Annotated in this window: 21 protein-coding genes; 11 read left to right on the plus strand and 10 right to left on the minus strand. The window is 70.5% G+C overall.

Going from position 1 to position 24,371, the window contains the following annotated elements; genetic code table 11:
* The 4 genes from D4740_RS09390 to D4740_RS09405 all read right to left on the minus strand — a co-directional run.
* A partial coding sequence (locus D4740_RS09390; RefSeq protein WP_147392895.1) for a hypothetical protein occupies positions 1 to 226 on the minus strand: 226 nt, incomplete at its 3' end.
* Positions 227 to 318: 92 nt separating this feature from the next.
* Complete coding sequence (locus tag D4740_RS09395) at positions 319 to 654, minus strand: DUF6507 family protein (RefSeq protein ID WP_119836698.1); 336 nt, start codon at positions 652 to 654, stop codon at positions 319 to 321.
* Between the two features lie 12 nt (positions 655 to 666).
* Positions 667 to 978 carry a pore-forming ESAT-6 family protein gene (locus tag D4740_RS09400; RefSeq protein ID WP_119836699.1) on the minus strand — a complete coding sequence of 104 codons (312 nt, stop codon included), beginning with the start codon at positions 976 to 978 and terminating at the stop codon, positions 667 to 669.
* A gap of 113 nt (positions 979 to 1,091) precedes the next feature.
* Positions 1,092 to 1,424: a WXG100 family type VII secretion target gene (locus D4740_RS09405; RefSeq protein WP_119836700.1), complete on the minus strand. Its 333-nt coding sequence runs from the start codon at positions 1,422 to 1,424 to the stop codon at positions 1,092 to 1,094.
* Positions 1,425 to 2,113: 689 nt separating this feature from the next.
* Here D4740_RS09405 and D4740_RS09410 point away from each other — a divergent pair.
* Together D4740_RS09410 and D4740_RS09415 are read left to right on the plus strand one after the other, a co-directional pair.
* Positions 2,114 to 2,395, plus strand: coding sequence for a hypothetical protein (locus D4740_RS09410; RefSeq protein WP_120203299.1), 282 nt, complete (start codon positions 2,114 to 2,116; stop codon positions 2,393 to 2,395).
* 150 nt (positions 2,396 to 2,545) lie between these two features.
* A complete protein-coding gene (locus D4740_RS09415; RefSeq protein WP_119836702.1) occupies positions 2,546 to 2,857 on the plus strand; it encodes a DUF4235 domain-containing protein in 312 nt (103 codons plus the stop codon).
* A gap of 134 nt (positions 2,858 to 2,991) precedes the next feature.
* Here the strand turns inward: D4740_RS09415 and D4740_RS09420 are convergent, their stop codons facing one another.
* Positions 2,992 to 4,533, minus strand: coding sequence for a hypothetical protein (locus D4740_RS09420; protein ID WP_147392896.1), 1,542 nt, complete (start codon positions 4,531 to 4,533; stop codon positions 2,992 to 2,994).
* Positions 4,534 to 4,965: 432 nt separating this feature from the next.
* On the opposite strand from D4740_RS09420, the gene D4740_RS09425 reads away from it, so the two are divergent.
* From D4740_RS09425 to mmsB, 4 genes are all read left to right on the plus strand, one after another.
* Complete coding sequence (locus tag D4740_RS09425; RefSeq protein WP_119836704.1) at positions 4,966 to 7,455, plus strand: (Fe-S)-binding protein; 2,490 nt, start codon at positions 4,966 to 4,968, stop codon at positions 7,453 to 7,455.
* Positions 7,456 to 7,605: 150 nt separating this feature from the next.
* Entirely contained in the window at positions 7,606 to 8,841 is a 1,236-nt protein-coding gene (locus D4740_RS09430; RefSeq protein WP_119836705.1) for a sugar-binding protein, read from the plus strand.
* 66 nt (positions 8,842 to 8,907) lie between these two features.
* Positions 8,908 to 10,614 (plus strand): sugar ABC transporter ATP-binding protein, encoded by a 1,707-nt coding sequence (locus D4740_RS13345; protein WP_259390770.1) that lies wholly within the window; start codon positions 8,908 to 8,910, stop codon positions 10,612 to 10,614.
* On the plus strand, positions 10,611 to 11,780 hold the full coding sequence (gene mmsB, locus D4740_RS09440; RefSeq protein ID WP_119836706.1) for a multiple monosaccharide ABC transporter permease: 1,170 nt from the start codon (positions 10,611 to 10,613) through the stop codon (positions 11,778 to 11,780). Before D4740_RS13345 ends, mmsB begins: the two co-directional genes overlap by 4 nt.
* A 122-nt stretch (positions 11,781 to 11,902) precedes the next feature.
* Here the strand turns inward: mmsB and D4740_RS09445 are convergent, their stop codons facing one another.
* The 3 genes from D4740_RS09445 to pulA all read right to left on the minus strand — a co-directional run bounded on the left by D4740_RS09445 (position 11,903) and on the right by pulA (position 15,895).
* Positions 11,903 to 12,172 (minus strand): hypothetical protein, encoded by a 270-nt coding sequence (locus D4740_RS09445; RefSeq protein WP_119836707.1) that lies wholly within the window; start codon positions 12,170 to 12,172, stop codon positions 11,903 to 11,905.
* The gene (locus D4740_RS09450) at positions 12,156 to 12,560 is read right to left on the minus strand and encodes a RelA/SpoT domain-containing protein (RefSeq protein WP_396027241.1); all 405 of its coding nucleotides are present in this window, start codon (positions 12,558 to 12,560) and stop codon (positions 12,156 to 12,158) included. The genes D4740_RS09445 and D4740_RS09450 overlap by 17 nt, the downstream gene beginning before the upstream one ends.
* 266 nt (positions 12,561 to 12,826) lie before the next feature.
* On the minus strand, positions 12,827 to 15,895 hold the full coding sequence (pulA, locus tag D4740_RS09455; protein ID WP_119836709.1) for a pullulanase-type alpha-1,6-glucosidase: 3,069 nt from the start codon (positions 15,893 to 15,895) through the stop codon (positions 12,827 to 12,829).
* A 277-nt stretch (positions 15,896 to 16,172) separates the two neighbouring features.
* On the opposite strand from pulA, the gene D4740_RS09460 reads away from it, so the two are divergent.
* From D4740_RS09460 to D4740_RS09480, 5 genes are all read left to right on the plus strand, one after another.
* Complete coding sequence (locus tag D4740_RS09460; RefSeq protein ID WP_119836710.1) at positions 16,173 to 17,714, plus strand: replication-associated recombination protein A; 1,542 nt, start codon at positions 16,173 to 16,175, stop codon at positions 17,712 to 17,714.
* A 257-nt stretch (positions 17,715 to 17,971) separates the two neighbouring features.
* Complete coding sequence (locus tag D4740_RS09465) at positions 17,972 to 20,440, plus strand: hypothetical protein (RefSeq protein WP_119836711.1); 2,469 nt, start codon at positions 17,972 to 17,974, stop codon at positions 20,438 to 20,440.
* Between the two features lie 14 nt (positions 20,441 to 20,454).
* A complete protein-coding gene (locus tag D4740_RS09470) occupies positions 20,455 to 21,378 on the plus strand; it encodes an AzlC family ABC transporter permease (protein ID WP_396027242.1) in 924 nt (307 codons plus the stop codon).
* Positions 21,372 to 21,695 carry a branched-chain amino acid transporter permease gene (locus D4740_RS09475; protein WP_119836712.1) on the plus strand — a complete coding sequence of 108 codons (324 nt, stop codon included), beginning with the start codon at positions 21,372 to 21,374 and terminating at the stop codon, positions 21,693 to 21,695. Before D4740_RS09470 ends, D4740_RS09475 begins: the two co-directional genes overlap by 7 nt.
* Before the next feature lie 81 nt (positions 21,696 to 21,776).
* Complete coding sequence (locus D4740_RS09480; protein ID WP_259390771.1) at positions 21,777 to 22,520, plus strand: Fic family protein; 744 nt, start codon at positions 21,777 to 21,779, stop codon at positions 22,518 to 22,520.
* Between the two features lie 7 nt (positions 22,521 to 22,527).
* Here the strand turns inward: D4740_RS09480 and D4740_RS09485 are convergent, their stop codons facing one another.
* Both D4740_RS09485 and D4740_RS09490 read right to left on the minus strand, forming a co-directional pair.
* Entirely contained in the window at positions 22,528 to 23,049 is a 522-nt protein-coding gene (locus D4740_RS09485; protein WP_147392897.1) for a DUF6301 family protein, read from the minus strand.
* Between the two features lie 87 nt (positions 23,050 to 23,136).
* On the minus strand, positions 23,137 to 24,285 hold the full coding sequence (locus tag D4740_RS09490; protein WP_119836714.1) for a hypothetical protein: 1,149 nt from the start codon (positions 24,283 to 24,285) through the stop codon (positions 23,137 to 23,139).
* Positions 24,286 to 24,371 lie beyond the last annotated feature (86 nt).

Here is a 24,371-nt window from a genome sequence, read left to right on the forward strand (position 1 = left end):
CCAGGGTGTCGGAGTCCTCAGCCACCGGGTCCATCGCCGCGTACAAGACCTCCTGCTCAGGAGCCCTGTAGCACACCTGCATCCCCGCCCACGTCGACTTGACCGACTCCCCCGCCGCCCGCAGGTCCCCCGCCCTCGTCTCAAGGTTGCTCGCAGCCGTGTCCAGCGACTCCACGTCAAACTCCAGACACGGGATCCTCGTCTCGTCAAACGGTGCCCCAGCCACGACGCCCCTCCGTCTCCTCTGTCAGCCATCCCATGGTCAGGCGCCTGGTCAGCAGGCACTGCTGCGGCTACGCGCGCCGCCTTCCGCCCTCGCTACGTGGCGGCGCGCTGGAACTCCAGCGCGGAGTCCTCATCGTGGTCCAGGTAGGACTGCACCGCGTCAGCCGTGTTGGTTGTCACGTTCACGACGGTGGTTCCCAGTCCCGTCAGCTCCTCCTGGTGCATGGAGAACCAGTCGTAAATCGCGGAGGCCACCAGCTGCGCCTCACCCCCGGGGTTGAGGGTGGTCGCCGCCAGGCAGGTGTCCATCGCACTGTCCGCCTCGGTGGAGACGTCGTTGAGCGCGTCGGTGAGGTCGTTCTCCGCCAGGTCCTTCTCCGAGTTCAGGATGGAGGAGACCGTGGTGGGGTCGATGTCCCAGGAGCTCACGGCCCAGCACCCTCAGCCCATGTTGTCCACGGACTGCTTGGCGCGCTGGATCGCAGCCTGCGCCCCGTCGTCCGTGGTCTGGAGGGAGGTGCGGATCGTGGTGATGATCCCGCGCACCTCACCGGCCGCCGAGCTCCACCGCTGCTCCTTGCCCCGGTACTCCTCCGACACCCCGTCGGCCTGGTACTGGGCCATCGCGGCCTTGACGTCGGCGTCGCGCTGCCCGATGAGAGCCTCCAGACGGGAGGCCACTCGCTCAAAGTTGGACTGCGCCTCCTGGGAGGCCCCGGTGTCGTAGGAGCGCTGCTCCGTGTTGTTTGCCATGACATATCCCTTTCTGGTTGTCCGTCAGTCCCTGATCGCTTCCAGTGGCTCCCAGTCTGGGCCCCGCTGGTGGTGGACCGCCACAGGTCCGCACCGCACGCGCCCTCCTGCGGCTAGCGGCCGCCGAACCGTGCTGCGTCAAAGCTGACGGAGGACTCCGCCGCACGGGTGGACTCCGCCATGTCCTGCTCCCCCTGGACAAAGGCCGTGTCCATCCCCGCGATACCCTCCAGGATGCCGCTCAGGGCGCTGTTGAGCTCGGCGGCCACCTCGTCGGTACGGCTCTTGAACTGGTCGAAGGAGGCCCGAGCCACCCCGTTGAACCGCCCCTCCAGGGGCTCGGCGGAGGCGACCAGCTCCTTGACCAGGCCGCCAAGGTCCTCGTTGGAGGTCGAGGTCTGCCTCGTCAGCGTCCCCAGGGTGGACACGCCCATGCCGAACTTCACGATGTCTCCTCAAGTCGGCTCACGGAACCTGTGCCCGGCGCACGCTACCGACCCACCTGGCACCAGGGAAGGGAACCTGGGAGACTAAAATGAAATCTGAGGATTCCCACAACTCCGGTCGCCTCCAGTTACTCCACTCTCCACACCGGGAGGGCACCGCAGGTCACCCTGGCGGCAGAATGCCGTGGCTTCTCCCCACCCCTCCAGCATCTCCCCTGCTCAGTTCAGTTGTAGAAACCGTGTCAAACTCGGTCAGAAGACGGCTGCAAGCAGCGAGACAGGTCACTTTCCACCCTCCCGTGCTTGCGGGCTGTCACGCTGTGGTTACAGTGGCCCCGTCCGGCGGCCCGACCTGAGCCAGGCGGCCGGGCCGCCGCCAGGTAGCAGAGCGCAGGTAGCAGAGCGGGCGCACCACCTGGACCCGCCCAGCGAGCCCGCCTGCCCTGACCCAGACCCGTCACCCAAGCCCACCGTGAGCTAGCCGCGAGAGGAGGCCCCGTGCTCCCAGCAGACCAGGCACAGCCCTGGGTACGTCACCCAGCATCTGCTCAGAGACAGGGACCCCGGGCGGCGGCCCCTAGGGCAGTCACGGCCACCACGGCCGCCGCACCCACCCCACCGTCTCCACCCTCGCCTTCTTCATCGACGCCCTGCCCACTCGTCCCGCCCTCAGCCTGGCGCGCCCCACCATGGTCATGGACCGGCGCGAGGTGGCCCGGGTGCTCCAGGTGGAGCCGCCTGCCTCCTGGGACCTTGCGGTCCTCACCCAGTGCCTCGTCCCCTTCGAGAAGGAGTGCGACCCGATGCTCGACGTCGTCCAGGACGTCTCGATTATGACCGGCGGCCTCCTGGTGCGTCAGGGCCGGGTGGTGCCCACGCCACGGCAGTGGCCGTGGCGCCTCGGGACAGACGGACGCTGGGTACCGATGCCGCCGCTGCCCACCCCCGGTCCGGGGACCGCCTCCCGGTAGGACCGGCGGGTACGGCTTGGCGAGCATGTGTCGCGGGACGGTCCGGCTGTCGGTGCGTGACGGTGCGCGGTCGGCCCGCGTTGGGGCATGATCGGACACGACAAGACCGGCCCGCTGCCGACCCACCGCCAGCCGCCTAAGGAGGACCCCATGGCCAGGAAGAGCACGACGACCCGCTCCACCGACATCGCGTGGCGGGCGACCGCCGCGGTCGCCACCCTCGCCTCAGGCTTTGTCGTGGACAGGCTGATCTCCGTCGGCTGGCGGGCAGCCACCGGCAAGCCCGCCCCGCAGGAGGACGACCGGCTGCTGGACTACCGGCTGGCGGAGGTCGTCGCCTTCGCCGTCATCTCCGGTGCAGCCGCCACCCTGGTGCGCGAGCTGAGCCTGCGCCAGGCAGCCAAGTGGTACGGCGGCAAGACAGTTGACCCGCTCAAGGGGCAGCGGGCGCTCGAGGCCTAGGACATCCACGGCCTGAGACCTCATGGCCTGAACCAGCGGCTATCCCTGCCACACCAGTCCCTCCCAACGACCGGCCCATCAACGACCTCCCAACGACCGGGCGGGCGAGCCCGCCCGCTGCCTCAGCCCGGCTCTCAGTCCTGCCCCGCCGCCTGCCTGTCTGCCTCGTGCTCCGTCTCCGGGGTCGTGACGTGCTGGTCGCAGAATCGGGCCAGGTAGTCCACCTCGACCAGGGCCGCCTCCAGCATGTGGGACAGCTGGCTGTCGCTGGCCCCGGAGGCAACGCACCAGCGCACGTAGCCCTCCACGACCAGCCCGCCTCCAGCAGTGTCGTCCGCCAGCGCGGCGCCGTCCTGTGGTGCGACGACGCGAGCCCCCAGGACCTGCCCAGCCCCGTTCCACCCGGCAGCAACCATGAGCGCGCGCTCCAGGAGAGCCTCACCCACCGGCCCTGTCACGGAGGCGTCCCAGCGGCTGCGCACCACCAGGTCGTCTCCCTCCAGGCTGACCTGGACCTGGTGCTCGCCGACCTCGACCACCAGGCTGCTCCCCGAGTCAGCCTGGGAACCCTGCTCCTGGGCCTCCTGGACCTGGCCGCCCTGCGGACCGGGCTCCCGGACTCCGGCGTCGTCGTGAGCGACCTTGCGGCCCGCTGCGGACAAGACGGCGCTGACACGGGCGATGGTCACAGCCCAGTGCGGCCCCGCACCCTGGTCGTCGTCCTCCGGGCGCGCACCGTCAGCACCGCTGTGGGCGCCCCCACCTGGTCCGTGGCCAGGGGCGGCACCGTCTGCCTCGGCGCCGTCTGCCTCGGCGCCGTCAGGCGACGCGCCGCCAGATGACGCACCGTGGGACGCACCACCGGAACGCAGCCCCTCCAGCAGCCTCCGGCCGACGGCGGCCTGCCGCCCCTCCTCCGGCTTGCGGCCTCTCACCGAGCGCTCCAGCAGCTGGACGAGGAGCTCGTCGGCCCCTATGTCCCGGGCGGTCAGGCCAGCACGGCCGGCGTGCTCCATGGCTCCGACCAGCAGGGTGCCCGCGCGGTCCAGGTCAGAGTCGGCCGCCGCCCTGGCCCGCTCCACCAGCTCGCGGGCCTGGTGGGCAGACTCCTCCGGGGAGAGCCTGACGGCGTCGCGCTCCTGGTCAAGAAGGCCCACGGAGGCAGCCATCGCGTTGAAGCGCGTCTGCGGAAACACCTCCTCCAGGTGGCTGAGAAAGCCCACACAGTCCTCGGTGGCGTCCTCCACCACGTGGAGGAGCTGGGCGTCGCTCAGACCCGCACCCACGGGAACCACCGCGCTGGCGGTCATGAGCAGCGCCCCGCCGGTACCCACCTCGGTCACACCCGCCACCGGCACACCCCGGCGGAGATTCCAGCCGTTGGCAACGACCACCAGCGGCACCTCCAGGCTCAGCGGGGCCTGCGGGAGCCACCACGCCCCCACCTTCAGCATGCTCGCCTCTGCCACCAGGCTGACGACCCCGGAGTCCGCCATGACCCGGACCTCCTTGTCGGGGGTCAGGGAGTAGGGGAGGTGGAGGGAGGCCACAGCGCGCTCCAGACGCCTGGGGGTGACACGCGTCAACTGCGCGGTAGGCGCGGCGCCCCGGGAGGAGGGCCTGCGGCGCACGCCGCCCCTGGGCGTGGACTTGCGGCGTGCTGATCGTGATGCCATCGGCTGCTCCTGGGGTCGTGGGTCGCTGGTTCTGGTCTCTGGGTCGGTGGCCGGGCACGGTGGCAGTGCTGGCTGAGGTCCAAGAGCCGGGCAGGCAGGCCTTCACCGGCTCTCCAGGCACAGGCAACAGGGAGAAGCCCTCCAGGTCAAGGGGCCTGGCCGTTACAGGGGTGCCCAGCACTCCCAGGGGGCGGGCCGTCATCGGGAGCCGACGCCGCTGTCGCCGACCATGACCGCCCCGCCCACCAGTGGTGCTCCTCACGCGAGCACTCGCCCCACGCGAGGCGCTCCCCGCCCGCCGAGTAGGCTGTCACCAGCGTCGTCGGCCTGACGCGGCACCAGCCCCGGCAACCACCCCAGCAGGGGCAGGAACCCCTACCGCGCGGCCTCCCGCTGCCGTCAGCACCCGCCCACCCGAGGAGGACACCACGCATGAGCACCGTCCAGGTCGTGTGTGCCGTCATCGTCGTCCTCGCCACGGTAGTCGGTACCACGGTTTTCGCGCGCGCCTGCTTCACTATTGCGGCCCGGATGGCAGTGGGCCGCCCGGTCGGGTCCCAGCGCCTGCGACCGCTACGACGACGGATGTGGCTGTCGCTGTCGGCTGCCCTCAACCACCGTGCCTTCCGAGGACGCCCCCTCATCAGGGCGGCCCACTGGCTGGTCATGGTCTCTTTCCCCCTGCTCTTCCTCACCCTGGTCAGCGGCTACGGACAGGTGCTGGGCGGGGCGTCCTTCGCCCTGCCGCTGATCGGCCACACCGCCTGGTGGGGGTGGGTGACGGAGGGCATCGGCTGGCTGTCCCTGGCGGGCATCACGGGCCTGAGCGTCTTGCGCTGGCGCCTGACGCGCGCCGGTCGTGCCGCCCCTCCCTACGCGGCCGACTCCCAGGGCGGCCGACGCCCCCGCACCCCCCGCTTCTCCGGCTCGACATCCTCCCAGGCACGGTTCGTGGAGGCCACGATCATCGGTGTGGTGGCCTGCGTCATCGTGCTGCGCATGCTGGAGCACGCCCTGCTGGCCCTGTCCCCCGAGGCCTCCCAGCGCGCCCTGGCCACCTGGACGCACTTCCCCCTGACCGCCTGGAGCGGACCGCTCCTGACACCCCTGGGGACCTCGGCGCTGGAGACGTCGGTCATGGTGGTGGCCACCGTCAAGGTGGTGCTGTCCATGAGCTGGTTCGTGGTGGTCGGCCTGCAGCCCTCCATGGGCGTGGCCTGGCACCGCTTCCTGGCCTTTGTCAACATCTACGCCCGGCGTGAGACGGACGGCTCCAAGGCCCTGGGCCCCCTCCAGCCCATAGAGGTCGACGGCCAGCCCCTGAGCGCGGACACGCTGGACCAGCTTGAGGAGGCGATGGAGGCGGCCGAGGACTCCGGCCAGGAGCTGCGCCTGGGCGTGGGGCGGATCGAGGACTTCACGTGGAAGGGGCTGCTGGACTTCTCCACCTGTACCGAGTGCGGACGCTGCCAGGACCTGTGCCCGGCCTGGAACACCGGCAAGCCGCTGAGCCCCAAGCTGTTCGTCATGGCGCTGCGCGACCACCACGCAGCGGCGGCCCCCTACCTGCGTGCGGCCGCCTCCCTGGGGGTAGCCCCCGACGAGGTCACCGAGGAGGCGCTGGCCTCGCGCCCGGTCTCCGGCGGTCTGGTGGGTCGCGTGGCGGGGATGCGCGACGGCCTGGCCCGCCAGACCAGTCTGGGCCTGGAGCCCGGGACCGCCCACACCGGCGACGTCCTGGGCGCCCTGCTGGCGGCCAGGGCCGCACCCAGCGAGACAGGGGTGGCGACCCGGCCCGCCCCGCTGGCAGGTGCAGTCATCCCTGGGGACGTGCTGTGGTCGTGCACCATGTGCGGGGCCTGTGTGGACCAGTGCCCGGTGGACATTGAGCACGTGGACCACGTCGTTGACGTGCGTCGCCAGCAGGTCCTCATGGAGTCGGCCTTCCCCAAGGAGCTGGGCCAGATGTTCCGCAGGCTGGAGTCGCGGGGCAACCCCTGGGGACTGCCTGCGCGCAAGCGGATGGATTGGGCCAAGGGCCTGGACTTCGAGGTGCCGGTGGTGGGTGTGGACGTGGAGGACGCCTCCGAGGTGGACTACCTGTTCTGGGTGGGCTGCGCGGGCGCCTACGAGGACCGGGCCAGGCGGACCACCCGGGCCGTGGCCGAGCTGCTCCACACCGCCGGGGTCAGCTTCGCGGTCCTGGGTGAGGGGGAGACCTGCACCGGCGACCCGGCCCGTCGCGCAGGCAACGAGATCCTCTACCAGGTGCTGGCCGCCCAGAACGTGGAGACCCTGCGGGAGGCGGGGGCCCAGCGGATCGTGGTCAGCTGTGCTCACTGCTTCAACACGATCGCCCGGGAGTACCCGCAGGTCGGGGGCCGCTACGAGGTCCTGCACTACACCCAGCTGCTGAGCCGCCTGGTCCGCGAGGGGCGGCTGCGTCCGGCACCACCCCAGACTGGTGCGGCGGCAGGCGCCGCCGGAACCGGGGGGGCCACCGGGCAGGACACTGAACAGGTCACCACTGCGGCCGCGAGCACCGGGGCGGCCACGCCCCTGGTCACCTACCACGACGCCTGCTACCTGGGGCGGCACAACCAGGTCTACTCGCCTCCCCGCGAGCTCCTCCAGGCCACCGGAGCGACCACCGTGGAGATGCCCCGCAGCCAGGAGCGGGGCTTGTGCTGCGGGGGTGGCGGGGCGCGCGCCTTCATGGAGGAGACCATCGGGACACGCGTCGCCGTGGAACGTTCCCGGGAGGCTGTTGCCACCGGGGCTCAGGTGGTCGCTACCGCCTGCCCCTTCTGCACCACGATGCTGTCTGACGGCGTGGCCAGCGAGGGCGCTGACGTCAGGGTGACCGACGTGGCCACCCTGACGCTGGAGGCCGTGCGACGCGGCCAGGCCTCCAGGGCGTAGGCCAAGCACGCGGCGGCCTCCCCGCACCCCACCCTGCACTCCCCTTGCGCCACGCTCCCCTTGCGCCACGCCCCAATTAGACTTATCATAAAACATATTGAGCGACACCGCTGTCACGCTGCCTCAGGCACTCAAGGCAAGGAGGCCTCGATGCCACGCACCACCACTCACAGACCACCCCCTGTCAGCACGACGACAGTCCCCACCACCACATCCCGCCCGCCGTACCGTGCCCGGCAGGCCTCACCCGGCACCACCCGCAGGACGCTCCTGGCGACCTGCGCCACGACACTGGGCCTGCTGGCGCTGCCCGGCCTGCCCACGCTGGCTGCCTGCACCGCCGAGCGCACGGCAGGCTACGGCGGCGACGCAGCAGGTGGTCAGGGCGCCCTCATCGGCATCTCGATGCCGACCAAGAACCTGGAGCGGTGGAGCCGCGACGGTGCCAACCTCAAGACGCTCCTGGAGGAGAAGGGCTACACCGTCGAGCTGCAGTTTGCCGACAACAAGGTGGAGCAGCAGAGCTCCCAGATCCAGACCATGGTCAACAAGGCCCCCGCCGCTGTCGTCGTCGGGGCGATCGACGGCTCCGCGCTGAGCCCGGTCCTGACCTCGGCAGCGAGCCTAGGCGTGACCGTCATCGCCTACGACCGCCTCATCCGTGACACCGAGTCGGTGGACTACTACGTCACCTTCGACAACTACAACGTCGGCGCCATGCAGGGCCGCTACATCATCGAGGCCCTGGGGCTCGACGACGGCCAGGGCCCCTTCAACTTCGAGCCCTTCGCCGGCAGTCCGGACGACAACAACGCCCGGTTCTTCTTCGAGGGCGCCTGGGACGAGCTGGACCCCTACATCCGCTCCGGCCAGCTGGTCTGCCCCTCGGGCAAGATGCCCTCCTCGGTGGAGGCCTGGCAGTCCATCGGTATCCAGGCTTGGTCCAACACCACCGCCCAGTCGGAGATGGAGAACCGGCTCAACTCCTTCTACAGCACCACCACCCGCGTAGAGGTGGTCCTGTGCCCCAACGACGCCATCGCCCTGGGAGTGAGCCAGGCCCTGGGCGGGGCGGGCTACGGGGAGGCTGACTGGCCGGTGCTGACCGGCCAGGACGCCGACCAGGCCAACGTCGCCCGCATCGTCTCCGGGCGCCAGTCCATGACCATCTTCAAGGACACCCGGCTGCTGGGCGAGCGCTGCGCTGTCATGGTGGACCAGGTCGCCACCGGGTCCACGGTAGAGGTCAACGACACCAGCTCCTACGACAACGGCGTCACCGTGGTTCCCTCCTACCTGCTGGACCCGGTGGCCGTGGACGCCGACAACGTGACCGAGGTACTCGTCGACTCCGGCTACTACACCGCCGAGGAGGTGGGGCTGTGAACCGCCGGCGCCACGCCGCCGCCAGGTCGGCGGCCGCCCGGGCAGGCACCCAGGAAGGAGCCTGTCATGACTGCTGAGACCATCCTCCAGATGCGCCATATCACCAAGTCCTTCGGCGCTCGCAAGGCGCTTGACGACGTCAGCCTTGAGGTGCGCCGCGCCGAGATCCACGCCGTGTGCGGGGAGAACGGGGCGGGAAAGTCCACGCTCATGAACGTCCTGTCGGGGGTGTGGCCGCGAGGCACCTACGACGGCGACATCGTCTACGACGGCCAGGTGCGCCAGTTCCGTTCCGTGCGCGACTCCGAGTCGGCCGGAATCGTCATCATCCACCAGGAGCTGGCCCTGAGCCCCCACCTGTCCGTGGCAGAGAACATCTTCCTGGGTCATGAGCGCGCCCGCCACGGCGTCATCGACTGGGAGGCCACCAGCCAGGCCGCCGCAGCCCTGCTGGAGCAGGTGGGGCTGTCGGTCCCGCCCCGCACGCGGGTCGGCGACCTCGGCGTGGGTAGCCAGCAGCTTGTCGAGATCGCCAAGGCCCTGTCCAGGCAGGTGCGCCTGCTCATCCTGGACGAGCCCACCGCGGCGCTCAACGACGAGGACTCCGCCCACCTGCTCGGGCTCATGACAGGGCTGCGCGACCAGGGGATGACGATGGTGCTGATCTCCCACAAGCTCGGGGAGGTGAGCCGGGTCGCGCAGCGCGCCACCGTCATCCGCGACGGGCGCACTGTGCGGACCGCGCCCCTGGAGGGACCAGGAGGCATCGACGAGGAGGAGATCATCCGCCTCATGGTGGGCCGTCCTCTGTCCAGCCGCTACCCCGAGCGCACCCGCCCCCGGGACGGCACCGGCCTCGCCCAGACAGGTACCACCGCCCAGGCCGACCCCGCCGCTCAGGGCTCAGGCCCCGGTGGCAGCGGGGACGGCAGCGGGAGCGCTGTGCCGCGCCCCCGCGCGGACGCGCCCCTCCTGGAGGTACGTGACTGGACCGTCCACCACCCCGCCGACCCCTCCCGCACGGTCGTCAACGGCGCCGCGCTGACTCTGGCCCGGGGAGAGGTCGTCGGGCTGGCTGGGCTCATGGGGGCCGGACGCACCGAGCTGGCCATGAGCCTGTTCGGCCGCTCCTGGGGGACGAGGATCTCCGGGACCGTGCTCAAGGAGGGCAGGCCCGTGTCCACCTCCACCGTGGCGGCTGCCATCCGCCACGGGCTGGCCTACGTCCCTGAGGACCGCAAGGACCTGGGTCTCAACCTCATCCAGGACGTCAAGACCAACACCACGGCAGCGGCCCTGGGCCGGGTGTCGCGCCACGGCGTCGTCGACTCCGGCAGGGAGCGGAAGGTGGCTGAGGAGTACCGCACCAGCCTGCGGATCAAGACGGGCTCCCTGGAGGACCCGGTGGGCTCCCTGTCCGGCGGGAACCAGCAGAAGGTGGTCCTGGCCCGCTGGATGCTCACTGACCCCGACGTCCTCATCCTCGACGAGCCGACCCGGGGCATCGACGTCGGCGCCAAGTATGAGATCTACCAGATCATCAACGAGCTAGCGCAGGCGGGCAAGGCTGTCCTGGTCATCTCCTCCGAGCTGCCCGAGCTGCTGGGGACCTGCGACCGCATCTACGCCATGAGCCAGGGCCGTGTCACCGGGCAGCTGCCCCGGGCCCAGGCGGACCAGGAGGGCCTCATGCGGCTCATGACCGCCGAGACCACCAGCCCCGGAGCCACCACCCCCACAGGGACCACCACCCAGCGCAAGGAGACGCGATGAGCACCGTGGGAGCATACCTGGGACACAACCTGCGCCAGTACGGGATCCTCGCCGCCCTGGTCGCCATCATCGCCTTCTTCCAGGTGCTGACGGACGGGCTGCTGCTCTCCCCCAACAACGTGGCCAGCCTCATCCAGCAGAACGCCTACGTCATGATCCTGGCCGTGGGCATGGTCATGGTCATCATCGCCCGCCACATCGACCTGTCCGTGGGCTCCCAGGTGGGGTTCATCGGCGGCGTCATCGGCCTACTGGTGGTCAGTGCGGGCGTGCCGTGGCCGGCGGCGGTGCTGGCCGCCGTCGCCCTGGGCCTGCTCATCGGGTGCTGGCAGGGGTTCTGGGTTGCCTTCGTAGGAGTCCCGGCCTTTATCGTGACCCTGGCGGGGATGCTCATCTTCCGGGGCCTGACCGTGGTCCTGGTCCAGCGCACCGTCTCCGGCCTGCCGCCGGGCCTGGTGGCGATCGCCAACGGCTCCCTGCCGCCGTGGCTGGGCTACCTCAGGAACTTTGACGGGGTAACGATCCTCATCGGCGTGCTGGCCGTGGCTGGGTTCATCTACTCCCGGCTGCGCGCCCGACGGCGCAGCCGGGAGGCGGGGCGCGATGTCGAGCCGGTCAGGACACTGGCTGTGCGCCTGGCCGTGCTCACCGTGGCGGTCGGCCTCCTCACCGCGCTGCTGGCCTACTCAGCCGGGGGCACGCCCACCGTCCTGGTCATCGTGGGGGTCGTGGTGCTGGTCTACTCCTTCGTCATGAACCACACAGTGCTGGGACGCCACGTCTACGCCGTGGGTGGCAACCTCAAGGCCGCCCGGCTCAGCGGGATCAGCACGCGGCGCGTCGACTTCCTGGTCTTCGTCAACATGGGGTTCCTGGCGGCGCTGGCAGCGGTCGTGACCACCTCACGGGCCGGGGCGGCGGTGTCAACGGCAGGCAACCTCTACGAGATGGACGCCATCGCCGCGGCCTACATCGGCGGGGCGGCCGTCAGCGGAGGGGTCGGCCGGGTCTCGGGGGCAATCATCGGCGCCCTCATCATGGGGGTGCTCAACATGGGGCTGTCCATCATGGCGGTGGACTCCGCCTGGCAGCAGGCGATCAAGGGCCTGGTGCTGCTGGTGGCCGTGGCTGTTGACGTCGTCGGCAAGCGGCGCGGCACCGCCTGAGCCGTACCGGGTGGTACCGCCCACTGCGTAAGCAAGCAGGCTCCTACCACCCAGACGGGCAGCAGGGCGCCCCACGTGACAGGACCGCTCAGTAATCAGGTATCAGAGGAATCAGGTGTCAGTCAGAGGGTGCTGAACTGGCGGATCTGGTCGAGCATCCTCTTCCTGGCTCCGGGGAAGTAGGTGCTGTGGGTGACCTTGACGGTCTCCAGGGAGTCAGCCCCCACCAGCACGATGTTCATCTGCGGCTGGTCGTGGTACTCGATCTCGGCGGCCCGGTACGCGGTGGTCGCAGCATCGACGTCCTGGCCGAACTCCTGGTGGATGAGCTCGTCACGGTCACGGTCATCGATGAGCAGGAACTGCTTCATATGGTCAGTCCTGGATGCCACGGCCCTCCTCCTTCTCCGCAAGAGCCGCTATCTGGCTGCTCAGGTCATCCAGCGCCTGCTGGTCCTCGCTGCCTGGGGGCTCGTTGCGCTCAAGAGCAATGTACAACCCTGGAGAGCACGCGCGCGTAGTCCTGCATGACGATGCGATGACGTGCACGGCCCGGTAGCCGGACTCACGCGGCCTGGACACGTAGTCGTCGCGGTCCTTCACCTCCCACCGCTCACAGACCAGGCTCTCCAGGCGGCGCAGCTCCTCAAGGCTGTCCGAGCCCAGGACGACACGGCACCCGCCGATGTCCTGCATGGCGCGACAGGTCGATCCCGCTCTCGCGCACAGTGATCTTGTCCACGATGGTCTGCATGCGCTTGAGGCGCTGGGAGACCTCACCGTCAACGGCGTACTCCTTCAGCCTGGCTGCCAGGGTGCTGTAGACGGCCTTCAGGGGACCGGAGAACGACCGCCGCGGTACGCGGGACCACCTCCCGCGCCTGCTCCGCCTCTGCCTGCGTGGCCTTGCCCCGCTGGTACCGGCGCAGGACAGAGCCCGCCTTGCGGGCGCTGCTCCTGGAAGGAACAGAGTCTGTGCCATCGAGCCTCCTACAGGCGGGTTTCAGGCGGCTGCTCACGCCACGCAGGGCACTGCCACCCCACACTCACACCTGAGCCTGGGTCAGCACCGCCACCGTGCGCGCCGGGACGCTCACCGTGCCTGAGACCGGGTCGAAGCGAGTCGTGCGGACCACCCCGTCCGCGCCCTCCTCCTGGATGCGGGAGAGCCGGAAGTCACGCCCCGCCAGGGCGGGCAGCGGCTGGGCGACCCTGGCTGCCGAGGCGTTGAACACCACCAGGACCCCGTCCAGCGCAGGGTCGATGTCCTGGAAGCCGCTGGAGCCGTGAGAGCCAGTATCGTCAATAAGATCGTCAATAAGCATGGCAACCACGCCGGGAAGCGCCCCCGGCCCCGCCCCCGGGAAGCTGACCCGCTCGCGGACCAGGCCGGGGTCCCCCAGCCAGAACAGGGGGGTGGAGGCGCGCAGGCGCAGCAGGTCCAGGGCCTGGTCGCGCGCCGTGGCGATATAGGCAGGTGAGGGGACCAGGGACGGCTCACCCAGCAGCTCGGACTGCACCCCCCAGCGCTCACGGTTGCGCTCCCCAGGCGGCAGCCCCCGGCCAAAGCCGTTGTCCCGCCCGGTCCAGTCCACCGCGTTGAACCAGTCCCCGGAGTTGTAGGAGTCCCGGTCCAGGGACTTCGAGCGCAGCAGCTCGGTACCGGCCGCCCAGAAGGCGGGCGACTGCCCCAGGGTCACCGTGGCCAGGCAGAGGATGTGCATGCGTACCCGGTCGGCCATGGTCGTCCTGCGCGGCAGCTTGTAGGCCAGCAGGTCGTAGAGCGTCTCGTTGTCATGGGCCTCCACGTAGCTGACGCTCTCCTGCGGGGCGCTGGCGTAGGCCGCTACCGACCCGTTGAACCCCAGCTCCTCGCCCCGCCTGACCGCCCCCTCCGCGGTGGTCAGCCCGTAGGTCCTCAGGTTGCCCGCCAGCCCCAGCCTGACCAGGTCGGTGCGGTAGGCGAGGTCCGCTGCCTGCTCGGCCGGGCTGCGGTGGTCGTGCCCGTTGGGGTCGGTGACAAGCCCGCTGCCGAACCCCTGGCGGGCACGGTGGTCGACGTCGAAGGGGCTGCCCCCGTGGACCGCGTCGCGCAGGCGATCGTTGAAGGTGCCGATCCCGGTGCCGTCCAGCTGGCCCTGACTGGCCTGGGTGAACAGGGCGTTGCTGGCAACCTCCCCGAAGCTCCACCCCTCACCGTAGAGGTAGAGGGCACGCCCGTCCACGCCGTCGTCAGCCAGGGTGAGGCGGTCCAGCGCCTCACGCAGCCGCACCATGGTGTCGCGGGAGTGGTGGCCCATGAGGTCGAAGCGGAACCCGTCCACCCTGTAGTGCCTGGCCCACCACAGGACGGAGTCGACCATGAGCCGCTCCGCCATGGCGTTCTCGGTGGCGGTATTGGCGCAGCAGGTGGAGGTGGTGACCTTCCCGACGGCATCCAGGCGGTGGTAGTACCCCGGCACCACCTTGTCCAGGACGCTGGTGGGCGCCTGCCCCGAGGCCGAGGTGTGGTTGTAGACCTGGTCAAGCACCACCTGCAGTCCCACGGCGTGCAGCGCGCCGACCATCTCCCGGAACTCGACCGTGCGCGCACCCCCGTCCTGGTGCCCGTCCGTGGCGTAGGAGCCCTCCGGGACCATCCAGTGGAAGGGGTCGTAGCCCCAGTTGTAGGCGTCGGTGTCGGCGACGGCGGTGATCGCGGCCTGCTGGTCGGTGGAGGCGGGGCCGGCGTGAACGGGGACGTCGGGGACTGCCTGCCCGGTGCGCCGCTCCGGGATCGTGGCGATGTCAAAAACGGGCAAGAGGTGGACGGTGCTCAGCCCGGCGCGGGCCAGCCTGCTCAGGTGCCTCATGCCAGCGGAGTCGGGAAGGGTGAAGGCCTTGTAGGTTCCGCGCCTGCTGGCCGGGACAGTGGTGTCTGCGGCGGAGAAGTCGCGCACGTGCAGCTCGTAGATGCTGCGGGAGGCGTCATTGGGCACCACCGGCGCGGGGGCATCGGTCCACCGGCGGGGGGCCAGCCGGGGGTCGGACAGGTCAGCGGCCACAGACCTGGCGGAGTCCACGGTCAGGGCGACGGAGTAGGGGTCGGTCACCAGGTTGGTCTCCACCCGCCCGGTCACGGGGACGTAGACCTCCACCTCCCACAGGTACTGGCTGCCAGCCGGGATCGCGGCGTCGCGGTTGGGCACGCGCCAGCACCCGTCCTCACTCCGCTCGGCGGGGGTACGCACCGCTGGCCCGGCTACCTGGGGCACAGAGCCGGTGGGGTCGCCGGTCGGCCAGCTGAGGAGGGTCACCGACTTAGCGGTGGGCGCCCACAGGGAGAAGGAGGGGCGCCCCTGGGAGAAGGAGACGCCCAGCTCGGCGCGCCGGGCGGCGTCGGCGTAGAGGTGGTCGAGGACGATGGCTGTCTGGACACCGGTGACTGCGTCGACGACGCCCTCGCCAGGACCTGGGGGGCCTGCGGCCTCCTCACCGAGGCTAGAAACCTCTTCGGCGCTGTCGAAGCCGCCGCTGCCGGAGCTGCTTCCGGTTCTGCTGGAGCCGCTTCCGGTTCTGCTGGAGCCGCTGGAGCCGCTAGCGCTAGTACTGGCATTACCGGCAGGGACCTGCACCCGCTGCACCACGAGGAGCTGCCCGGTCAGGGCCTCCCGAACAGCAGCCTCCTCAAGCCTGGAAGCGCCCTCGTCGTCCACCAGGGTCAGGGCGATGTAGCCCTCCAGGTTGGGACGGTTCTCCAGGACCCTGCGGGGCAGGTCCCCCGCGACCCTCAGCGGCAGGACCACCGGGTCAGGCAGGCCGTCGGTGCCGCGCACCGCGCCACTGACCACCCGCGCGCCGCCCCGGGAGGCCACCACGAGGCTCAGCGACAGTCCCGCCCCGGCACTAGGACTGCCGTCGTCGTCCACAACGTCCTCGCGCCCCGTACCCCGTGGCAGCAGCGACACGGGCCAGGCCAGGGTGTCGGGCTCCACCCAGTAGGCACGCAGCTCGGCAGAGCCTGCCACAGGAGGGTCGCACGGACCGGTGACAGAGACCTGGGACGGCGTCGGCAGTGTCGCCGTGGACGTCGCCGTGGACGTCGCCGTGGACGTGGCCGTAGGTGTGAAGGTCACCGTCTTCCCTCTTCCTGCACGACATTCCTGCACGGCTAGGGCATGGGCACACACGGACGGAGCCTGAGCCTCCAGTCCCCCAGCCGCTGCCCCCCGGACTCGTAGTGTCCCCCTCACGCGGACGACACGCCAGCGCGTCCAGCCCCTGACGAACTCTCGGGCTACTCCCGTCTCCCGGTACCACACCAGGATGGGGCGAGGCGCACCCGAAAGGAAGCCCCTCCACCCCGAGCGACCACCCGGCCAGGACCACCCACCTGCGACCTAGGCTGGTGGTATGACCGCTATGGAGCCTCCGTCCCTCTTCGACGCCGCGCCGCACGTCGCCGAGCCGGACGCCACCACTGCGAAGAAGTCCGACGTTGGTTCCGGCCGCCCCGCCGGGCCGCAACCAGGTGCGAGCAGGCACCCAGCCAAGTCGCCTCGCACCGCCCCCCAGCCACTGGCGGACCGGCTCCGCCCCCAGTGCCTGGAGGACGTCGTCGGACAGGACCACCTCCTGGCCCCCGACGCACCCCTGGGCAGGATGCTGGAGGCGGGCAGCCTGTCCTCAACCATCCTGTGGGGGCCTCCCGGCTGCGGCAAGACCACGGTCGCCCGCCTTCTGGCCGAGCGCGCCGACCTGGCCTTCGAGCCGCTGTCAGCGACGTTCTGCGGGGTCGCGGACCTGCGCAAGGTGTTCACGGCGGCCACCCGCCGCCGCCAGCACGGCCAGGGGACTCTGCTCTTCGTCGATGAGGTCCACCGGTTCAACCGCGCCCAGCAGGACTCGTTCCTCCCCTACGTGGAGGACGGGACCGTGGTGCTGGTGGGGGCCACCACGGAGAATCCCAGCTTCGAGCTCAACGGGGCGCTGCTGTCACGCTGCCAGGTCCTGGTCCTGCGGCGCCTGGACGAGCCCGCGCTGGAGCTCCTGCTGGGGCGCGCCGAGTCCCTGACCGGAGGGCCGCTGCCGCTGACTCCCGCAGCCCGGGCGGCATTGCTGTCCATGGCCGATGGCGACGGCCGCTACCTGCTGGGCATGGTGGAGCAGGTGCTCGCCGCGACCGCCCCACCAGGACCCGCCGCCAGCCCGGACACTGTGGACGGCACCAGTGAGCCCGAGCCCGCAGGCCAGCCCGGCAGTCCCGGGACGAACGCCGACGGGCCTGGAACCGGCAGGACGGGTGTCCTCGACGTCGAGGAGCTGACCGCCGTCGTCGCCTCCAGGGCGCCCCTGTACGACAAGTCCAGCGAGGAGCACTACAACCTTATCTCGGCCCTGCACAAGTCCATGCGCGGCTCCGACCCCGACGCCGCCCTGTACTGGCTGGCCCGCATGCTGGCGGGCGGGGAGGACCCGCTGTACGTGGCGCGGCGCCTGGTGCGCTTCGCCAGCGAGGACGTCGGGCTGGCCGACCCCGGTGCCCTCACGACCGCCCTGGCCGCCTGGGACGCCTACGAGCGGTTGGGGTCCCCCGAGGGTGAGCTGGCTGTCGCCCAGGCCGTGGTCTACCTGGCTACCGCCCCGAAGTCCGTAGCGGTCTACCGGGGGCTGGGGCGGGCCACGGCCCTGGCCCGCCAGACCGGCTCGCTGGCCCCGCCCGCCCACATCCTCAACGCCCCCACCCGTCTCATGAAGGAGCTCGGCTACGGCGAGGGCTACCAGTACGACCCTGACGCCGAGGACGGCTTCTCCGGAGCCGACTACATGCCCCAGGCCCTCCCGCCGCGCCAGCAGCGTCAGCAGCTCTACGAGCCCACCGACCACGGGCACGAGCGCAGCATCCGCCAGCGCCTGGACTACTGGCAGGGACTGCGCGAGCAACGGGGCGGGTGACCAGGCAGGTCAGGCAGACGAGCAGGAAGGGTCAGGCTGTGGCAGGCAGGCGACGCGCGGTGCCACCACACCGCAGCGCAACCAGGCCGCAGCGGCGCACGGGAGCAGGGCAGTTACGCGGGCAGGCAGCGCACAGTACCCGCGAGCCACCCGCGAGTACGGTATGCCCCAGACAGTACGGCCCACCCAGCACCGGCACGCCTGCTCCCCCGCAGGCCCCCGGACCGTTACCGTGTGCCAGCAGCAAGGAGGTCCTCGTGAGTACCGACAGTTCCCGCCGTCCCGACGACGTCCCGAGCCCGGCAGACCCCCGGCTCACACCCGAGCCGGACGACGACGGCCAGGTGCCACCTCACCAGGACGTCCTGGCGCCTCCGGCACGGGCCCGGTCGGCCGGGGACCAGGCCAGGAAGCAGGCCGAGGAGTCCTCCCTGACTGCCAGCACCCCCGACCTGGCGCAGGACGTTGCCATCGCCTCCACGATGCTTGCCTCCACCGCGACTCCCGACTCCTCCGCACCCCCCACCTTTTCCCCGGTCTCCGATCTTTCCGCAGCCTCCGACACCCTTGCCGCCTCCGAGCCTTCCCCAGCCACGCCTTCCCCAGCCACTGACGTGACACCTGCGTCGTCCGGGTCCGCTCCGTCAGCCGACACCGCTCCTGCCCGGGCTGAGGCACCTGCGCAGGCCGACGTGCCCCAGGCTGGCGACGCGTCGCAGACCCAGCCGCAGCCCCAGAGCAGCCCCACCCCGCCTGAGGCTGCCAAGGATGACCAACCAGGGCTTGACGCCCCTCTCCTGCCCTTGCCTAAGCCCTCCACTGCTACTCCACCAGAGCTTGAGCCCATCACAGAGCTGCCCAGCGACATCGGCAAGCCGATCACCGAGGCGGAGGTGCGTCGGCACCTGGAGGAGCTGTCCGGCCGAGACAGTGCCACCGCCTCCGGCACTGACACGCCCGGCACCGGTGACGACTCGGGCAGTAACACCCCTGCCGCTCCCGGTGCCGCCCCTGCCACCAGCGGTCCTGCCGTCGCGCCCGCTGAGAGCGTCAAGGAGCAGCAGAGCGGTGAGCGGCAGGGCGGCGAGAGCTCCCAGCAGGACCGCGAGGAGGCGCAGCCGACCGCCACCCTGTCCACCACCTCCACGGGTGCTGCCACCGCTACTGCGACCGCCAGCGGCAGCCCAGGAGAAAGCCGCACGCCCGGCACCGCCGCTTCTGCCGAGGATGCACCTGCGACTCCGGACGCAGCGTCTGATACCGCCCCGCCAGCCCAGGCATCCGCCGCACTGCCCGACACCCCAGCAGCACAGGCCGCAGAGACTCGGGCGGGTGCCCAGGAGGTGCCAGAGAGGCTATCGGCGACCAGTACCGACGGCCCGCCCCCGCGTGCCGCTGGCACCCCCGAGCAGTCCCCGTCCCCTGCCACGCCACCCGCAACCAGACCGAATGCACCCCGCCTACGGCGCTACCAGCCCCCGACGGGTGAGGCCGCCCTTGAGGACACTGCGGTTCGACGACGCGCCCTGCTGTCGCTGGACCCCCAGCCCGGTGAGGGCGCACCGCCCGCGGTCGCCCAGCACCTACCAGCAAGCAAGGACGGCAGGGACACGACCGACCCTCAGCCGATCGACCGGGGCTCCCAGCCGCCTTCCCCGTCAGCCGACACGGACCCAGCCCCGGCCAGGCTGGAGGAGTCTGCGGCTGCGGCGAGCCTTCTGCGCGACCTGCCGGGGACGTCCTTGTCCCCGGAGCCTGCGGAGCCCGCGGAGTCCCTGAAGTCCCCGGACCGCCAGGACGGGGCCGCCGACCACCCCGGGCACCAGGTTCCCGCTCCCGGGGCCCCGGAGGCCCCCCGGAGCGGGCCGGACCGTCAGGCCTCCTCCCTGACGAGCTCCTCCGCAGAACCCCCTGCGGCAGAGCCCTCGGCCGCAGGGCTCCCCACGGCCTCACCCGCTGAGCCACCCGCCACCGCCTCAGTCCCGTCCGGCTCGGTGACCGCAGTGTCCACGACGACCGCGCCGGACACCGCCTCCCCAGACACCACGGCTGCGGACGTGCCGCCCAGCCCCCTGTCGGCCGCCACGTCCACGGGTACGCCGGACTCCGCAGCCTCTGCGCCCCCTGCCTCCTCCCGGCGGTCACGCTCCCGCGGCTCCCACAGGAGGGAGACGCCCCGGGAGGAGAGCCGTGCCGCCCGGCGCCCGGGCTCCCGGACCGCCTCCCACTGGACCGGGGTGCTGGTCGCCGTGGCGCTGCTCCCACTGGCCTGGTTCCTGGTGCACGACGGCGCCGTCCTCATGACCGGCGGGGACGCCTCCGTGTGGCCCGACTCGGTCAGCGTCAGGGGTGCCACCGAGCTGGTCTGCGGTGCGGCGGCCTTCGTCGTGGCCCTGTTCATGGCGCACCGCTCCTCACTGGGAACCTACGTGGTCGGAGGCCTCGGCCTTTTCTTCGGCCTGCCCTTCCTTGTGGCACCCGCAGCGGTGGCCTCACTTGTCGGCCCCACCGTCGAGCGGCTACAGGCCCACTCCTCGCTGGGTGAGGCCCTGACCTCCTACGTCATGGCCGACGGGCTGACCGGGCGCTTCGTCCTCATGGGGCTGCTCATGGTCATGGTGGGGGTCGTTTCCGACTCGGCCAGGCGCGCGGGGCGACGCGAGCGCACCGCGCCGCACGAGCCCGACCGTGACTCCACGACCGACCGGCAACCGACTGACGACTGACCGGCCTCTGAGCGGTGACCGACCTGCCCGCACGTGACGACCCGGCCTCCTCGGTAGCGCCGGGACCCGAGACACCGGGTCAGCCGCCCACCAGCACCCGTGCTGCGGCCCGTGACGCAGTGCCTGTCGTCGTCGGCTACGTGACGCTAGGGCTGGCAGCAGGCGTGCTGCTCGTCGCCCAGGGGCTGTCCTGGTGGTGGGCGCCGCTGTGGAGCCTCCTCATCTACTCCGGGACCATGCAGATGCTGCTGGTGCCGCTGGCTGGTGCGGGGGAGCCGCTAGCCACTATCGCGGTGTCCACCGTCTTCGTCTCCGGCAGGCACGTCTTCTACGGTCTGGGCTTCCCCCTAGAGCGGGTCCGAGGCCGCCTGGCCGCCCGCCTGTACTCGGTCCACGCCATCACCGACGAGGTCTACGCGCTGCTGGCCTCCAAGGACCACCGCCTCATGAGCGGACGCTACGTCCTGACCGTCCAGGCCCTCAGTCACGCCGCCTGGACGGCCGGTACGACAGCGGGCGCCCTGGCCGGAACGGGGCTGGCCGCCGTGGTCGGGGAGCGCATTGGGCTGCTGGGCTTCGTCCTGACTGCGCTGTTCGTGGTGCTGGCTATCGAGAACTGGAGGACGCACCCGGACGTGGCTGTCCTGTGCCTGGGGATGCTGGCGGGCGGCACGGGCCTGCTCGTGGGCGGGTCCGCAGCACTGCTGGTGGCCCTGACGGTGCTGGCGGCGGGCCTGGTGGCCCTGTTCGCCTGGCGGCGCCGTGGCCCACGGCCTGGTCGAAAGAACGGACGCGGCCAGCCAGGCCCCAGGGGCGGCCGCCACGCCGACTCTTGCGGCGACTCCCACGGTAACTCCCGCGGCGACTCCCAGGGCGACTCCCGCGACGACCCGGCCCGCAGCCAGCGGGACACCCGGCAGGAGGGAGCGCAGTGCTGAGCACCACGCAGGTCGCCGTGGCTGTCCTCGTGGTCGCGGTCATCACCTTTGGCTGCCGGATCCTGCCTTTTGTGCTGCTGCGCGGGCGGGGGAACAGCGCCCTGCTGGACTTCCTGTCACAGGCGATGCCCCTGGGCGTCATGGTGGTGCTCGTGGCCTACACCCTTGAGGGGGTCACCCTGGAGCCTGCCACGTGGGTACCTGCGGCCGTGGGGATCGCTGGGACCGCGGTGCTGCACCTGTGGCGCAGGTCGATCGCCCTGTCCCTGGTGGGTGGCACGGCGGCCTATGTCGCCCTGAGCCTGGCCATGGCCTGAGAGGGCCTGGCGGAGCCTGCCCTGGCGTGTGGGTCGTAGGATGAGGCTCAGCCACAGGCCGCTGCGGAGGAAGGAGCCACCGTGCGCGAGGAGGAGTACGCCATCGACGCGTCTCAGTTCCGGCGTACGCTCCTGGACCAGTGTCGCACGCGGATGAAGGGCGGGCTGTACCACCTGACCCAGGTGCTCATGGCCTACAACACCAACCGGATCGAGGGTAGCCGACTCGACCAGGAGCAGACCCGCTACATCTACGAGACCCGTACGATCACAGGAGACGGCGTTCCGGTCGATGATGTGGTCGAGACGGTCAACAGCTTCGACCTGTTTGACGAGATGCTGGGCCGGGTGGACGAGCCAGTCACCGCCGAGACGATGAAGGACTACCACCGCATCCTCAAGCGTGGCACGGCGGACGCCCGTCGCCAGTCCTTCGCTGTGGGCGACTGGAAGCGCCAGGCCAACGTGGTCGGCGGGCAGGACACGACGCCGCCAGAGCAGGTGGAGACCGCAGTCCAGGACCTGCTGGCCCGCACGCCGTCACAGATGTCCTTTGAGGACATTGCTGCGTTCCACTACCACTTTGAGTCGATCCACCCCTTCCAGGACGGCAACGGCCGGGTGGGGCGGGTGCTGATGTTCCAGCAGTGCCTGCGCCACGGAGTCATGCCGTTCATCGTGCTGGAGGAGAAGAAAGCATTCTACTACCGTGGCCTGAGCCGCTACGAGGAGGAGCCAGGATTCCTGCACGGCACGTTCCGCTCCCTGCAGGACGACTACTACGCCCGCTTCTCACGGTTCGTGGAGATCCTTCCCGGGCGCTGAGAGGCGCTCACCCGTTGAACCAGGCGTCCTCCCCATACTTCTCAATGTAGTACTCCTCATACTCACCAAGCGCAGTCAGCTCAGGCGACTCCACGACAGCGTCCCCCCCCCCCCCAAGGTCCGAGCTGATGATGGTCAAGGTCACCCGGTTGGGCAGCACCCACTCCGTCTTCGCAATCCCTCGGTCAGCCGTCTGCCTCCCCGGGCCGTACAAGCCCGTCAGCGCCTCCACGTAGGCCCGGTAGGCAGCCCACGCCCTCGGGGCGGTGTGCTCGTCCTCCTGCCCACGTACCACCCGCGTCGTCAACGGGATAGTCACATCATCAACCCGGCCGTGGAAGTTAGAGATCACACCACCCTCGTCACCAACCGACAATTCAGTCCAAAACATCTCACCATCGTGAGGCTTGGGCTCCCAGCCCAGGCGGTCACGCACCGCGAACGCCGTCTCCCACGACACCGGCCACTCCAGCTCGGTCCACGCCCGGACCCACACCACAGGCAGCACCCTCATCTCCACCACAACCACACTCCCCTTCTGGCCCACCAGCCCTGTGCCCGTCTCACTCTGTCCTGACTGTTCTTGCGGCTGGACTGCGCAACCTGCCAGGCAGCCTCACCGCATCTTGACCGACTCCCACAGGGCAGGGTTGTCGCGGAAGAACTGAACCATCCGCTGGTCGCGCAGCATGCGGTCGCGCACGTAGGGCGGAGTGGCCTGGGAGGCATAGCCCTCATGAAGAGTCTGAACCGGCTTGGTGCTCACGGTGGCGCTACCACCCTTGATCTCAGGGATGACGATATGGTCACCCGAGGGCGAGACGGCCATGCTGTCTACGGCATAGTTACCAGGCCCTGCCTGGTGGGGGCCGGTGGAGCGGAAGGACTGCGGGATGTAGTAGCCCTCACGGGTGAGGACCTGCTCCCCACCACGCTCGCCCACGTACTCCGCCGCCCGGTTGCGCGCCCCACGCAGATTCCGTACGTCCCTCACCGCGTCTTTCAGAGCCGTGATCTGTTTATCGGTGTAGCCCGCGTCCTTCAACTGCTTAACTGAGTCCTTGAGATTCTTCTTCCCGAAGTCCCTCGCGGTGTACCCCGGCGGCATTATGGAGCCCAGCCTGGCCTGGGCGGCGCGCAGGGTCGCGTCCAGCTCGGCGTGGCGCTGGAAGTGGGTGAACATCTCCCCCAGGTCCTCCGCCCTGGCCATTGCGGCGCGCGATGAGGCCAGGCTGCGTGCCGCGCTGCGCGTGCCCGCGCTCAGCGCCGAGCCCGGCATGAAGGTCAGGCCAAAGTCCAGGGCGTCCAGAGCCAGCTGCTCCAGGGTGAAGGCGCGCGCGTAGGAGCGGGTGGCCTCCATCGGGTCGCGCACAAAGGCGGACAGGCCCCGGCCGTGGGACATCGCCCACGTGGCCACGCCGGTCACCCCCAGGGCCAGCGACATGCCCGCCATGCCCAGCAGACCCACCGCGACGGCTGTCAGCAGGATCTGCCCTCCCGGCCCCAGCCCGTCCCAGAAGTCCCCCAGGACCTCCAGCAGTCCGGCAAAGAAGAACCAGTCGTCGGCACTACGCAGCGAGGCCCCGATCTCACGGGCCACCGTAGTGCCGTACCACAGGCACCCCAGCACCACGGTGGCCCCCACCACCAGGGCCACCACGCGGAAGACGTTGCGGGCCAGCGGCTCGCGGCCGGGCACCGTGGCGGCCATGGCGTCACCGCGCACCCCGCGCACCTGGTTGGCCGTGGCCCGCCCCTCAGCCATGCGCTACCTGCGCGTGAGCCCCACCGCCCCGTAGGCGGAGCGCACCAGCACAAGGTCGCTCCAGGAGAAGGCCGCCAGCGCGACCA

Source organism: Actinomyces sp. 2119 (assembly GCF_003591215.1).
In the GTDB taxonomy this organism is placed as follows: domain Bacteria; phylum Actinomycetota; class Actinomycetes; order Actinomycetales; family Actinomycetaceae; genus Actinomyces; species Actinomyces lilanjuaniae.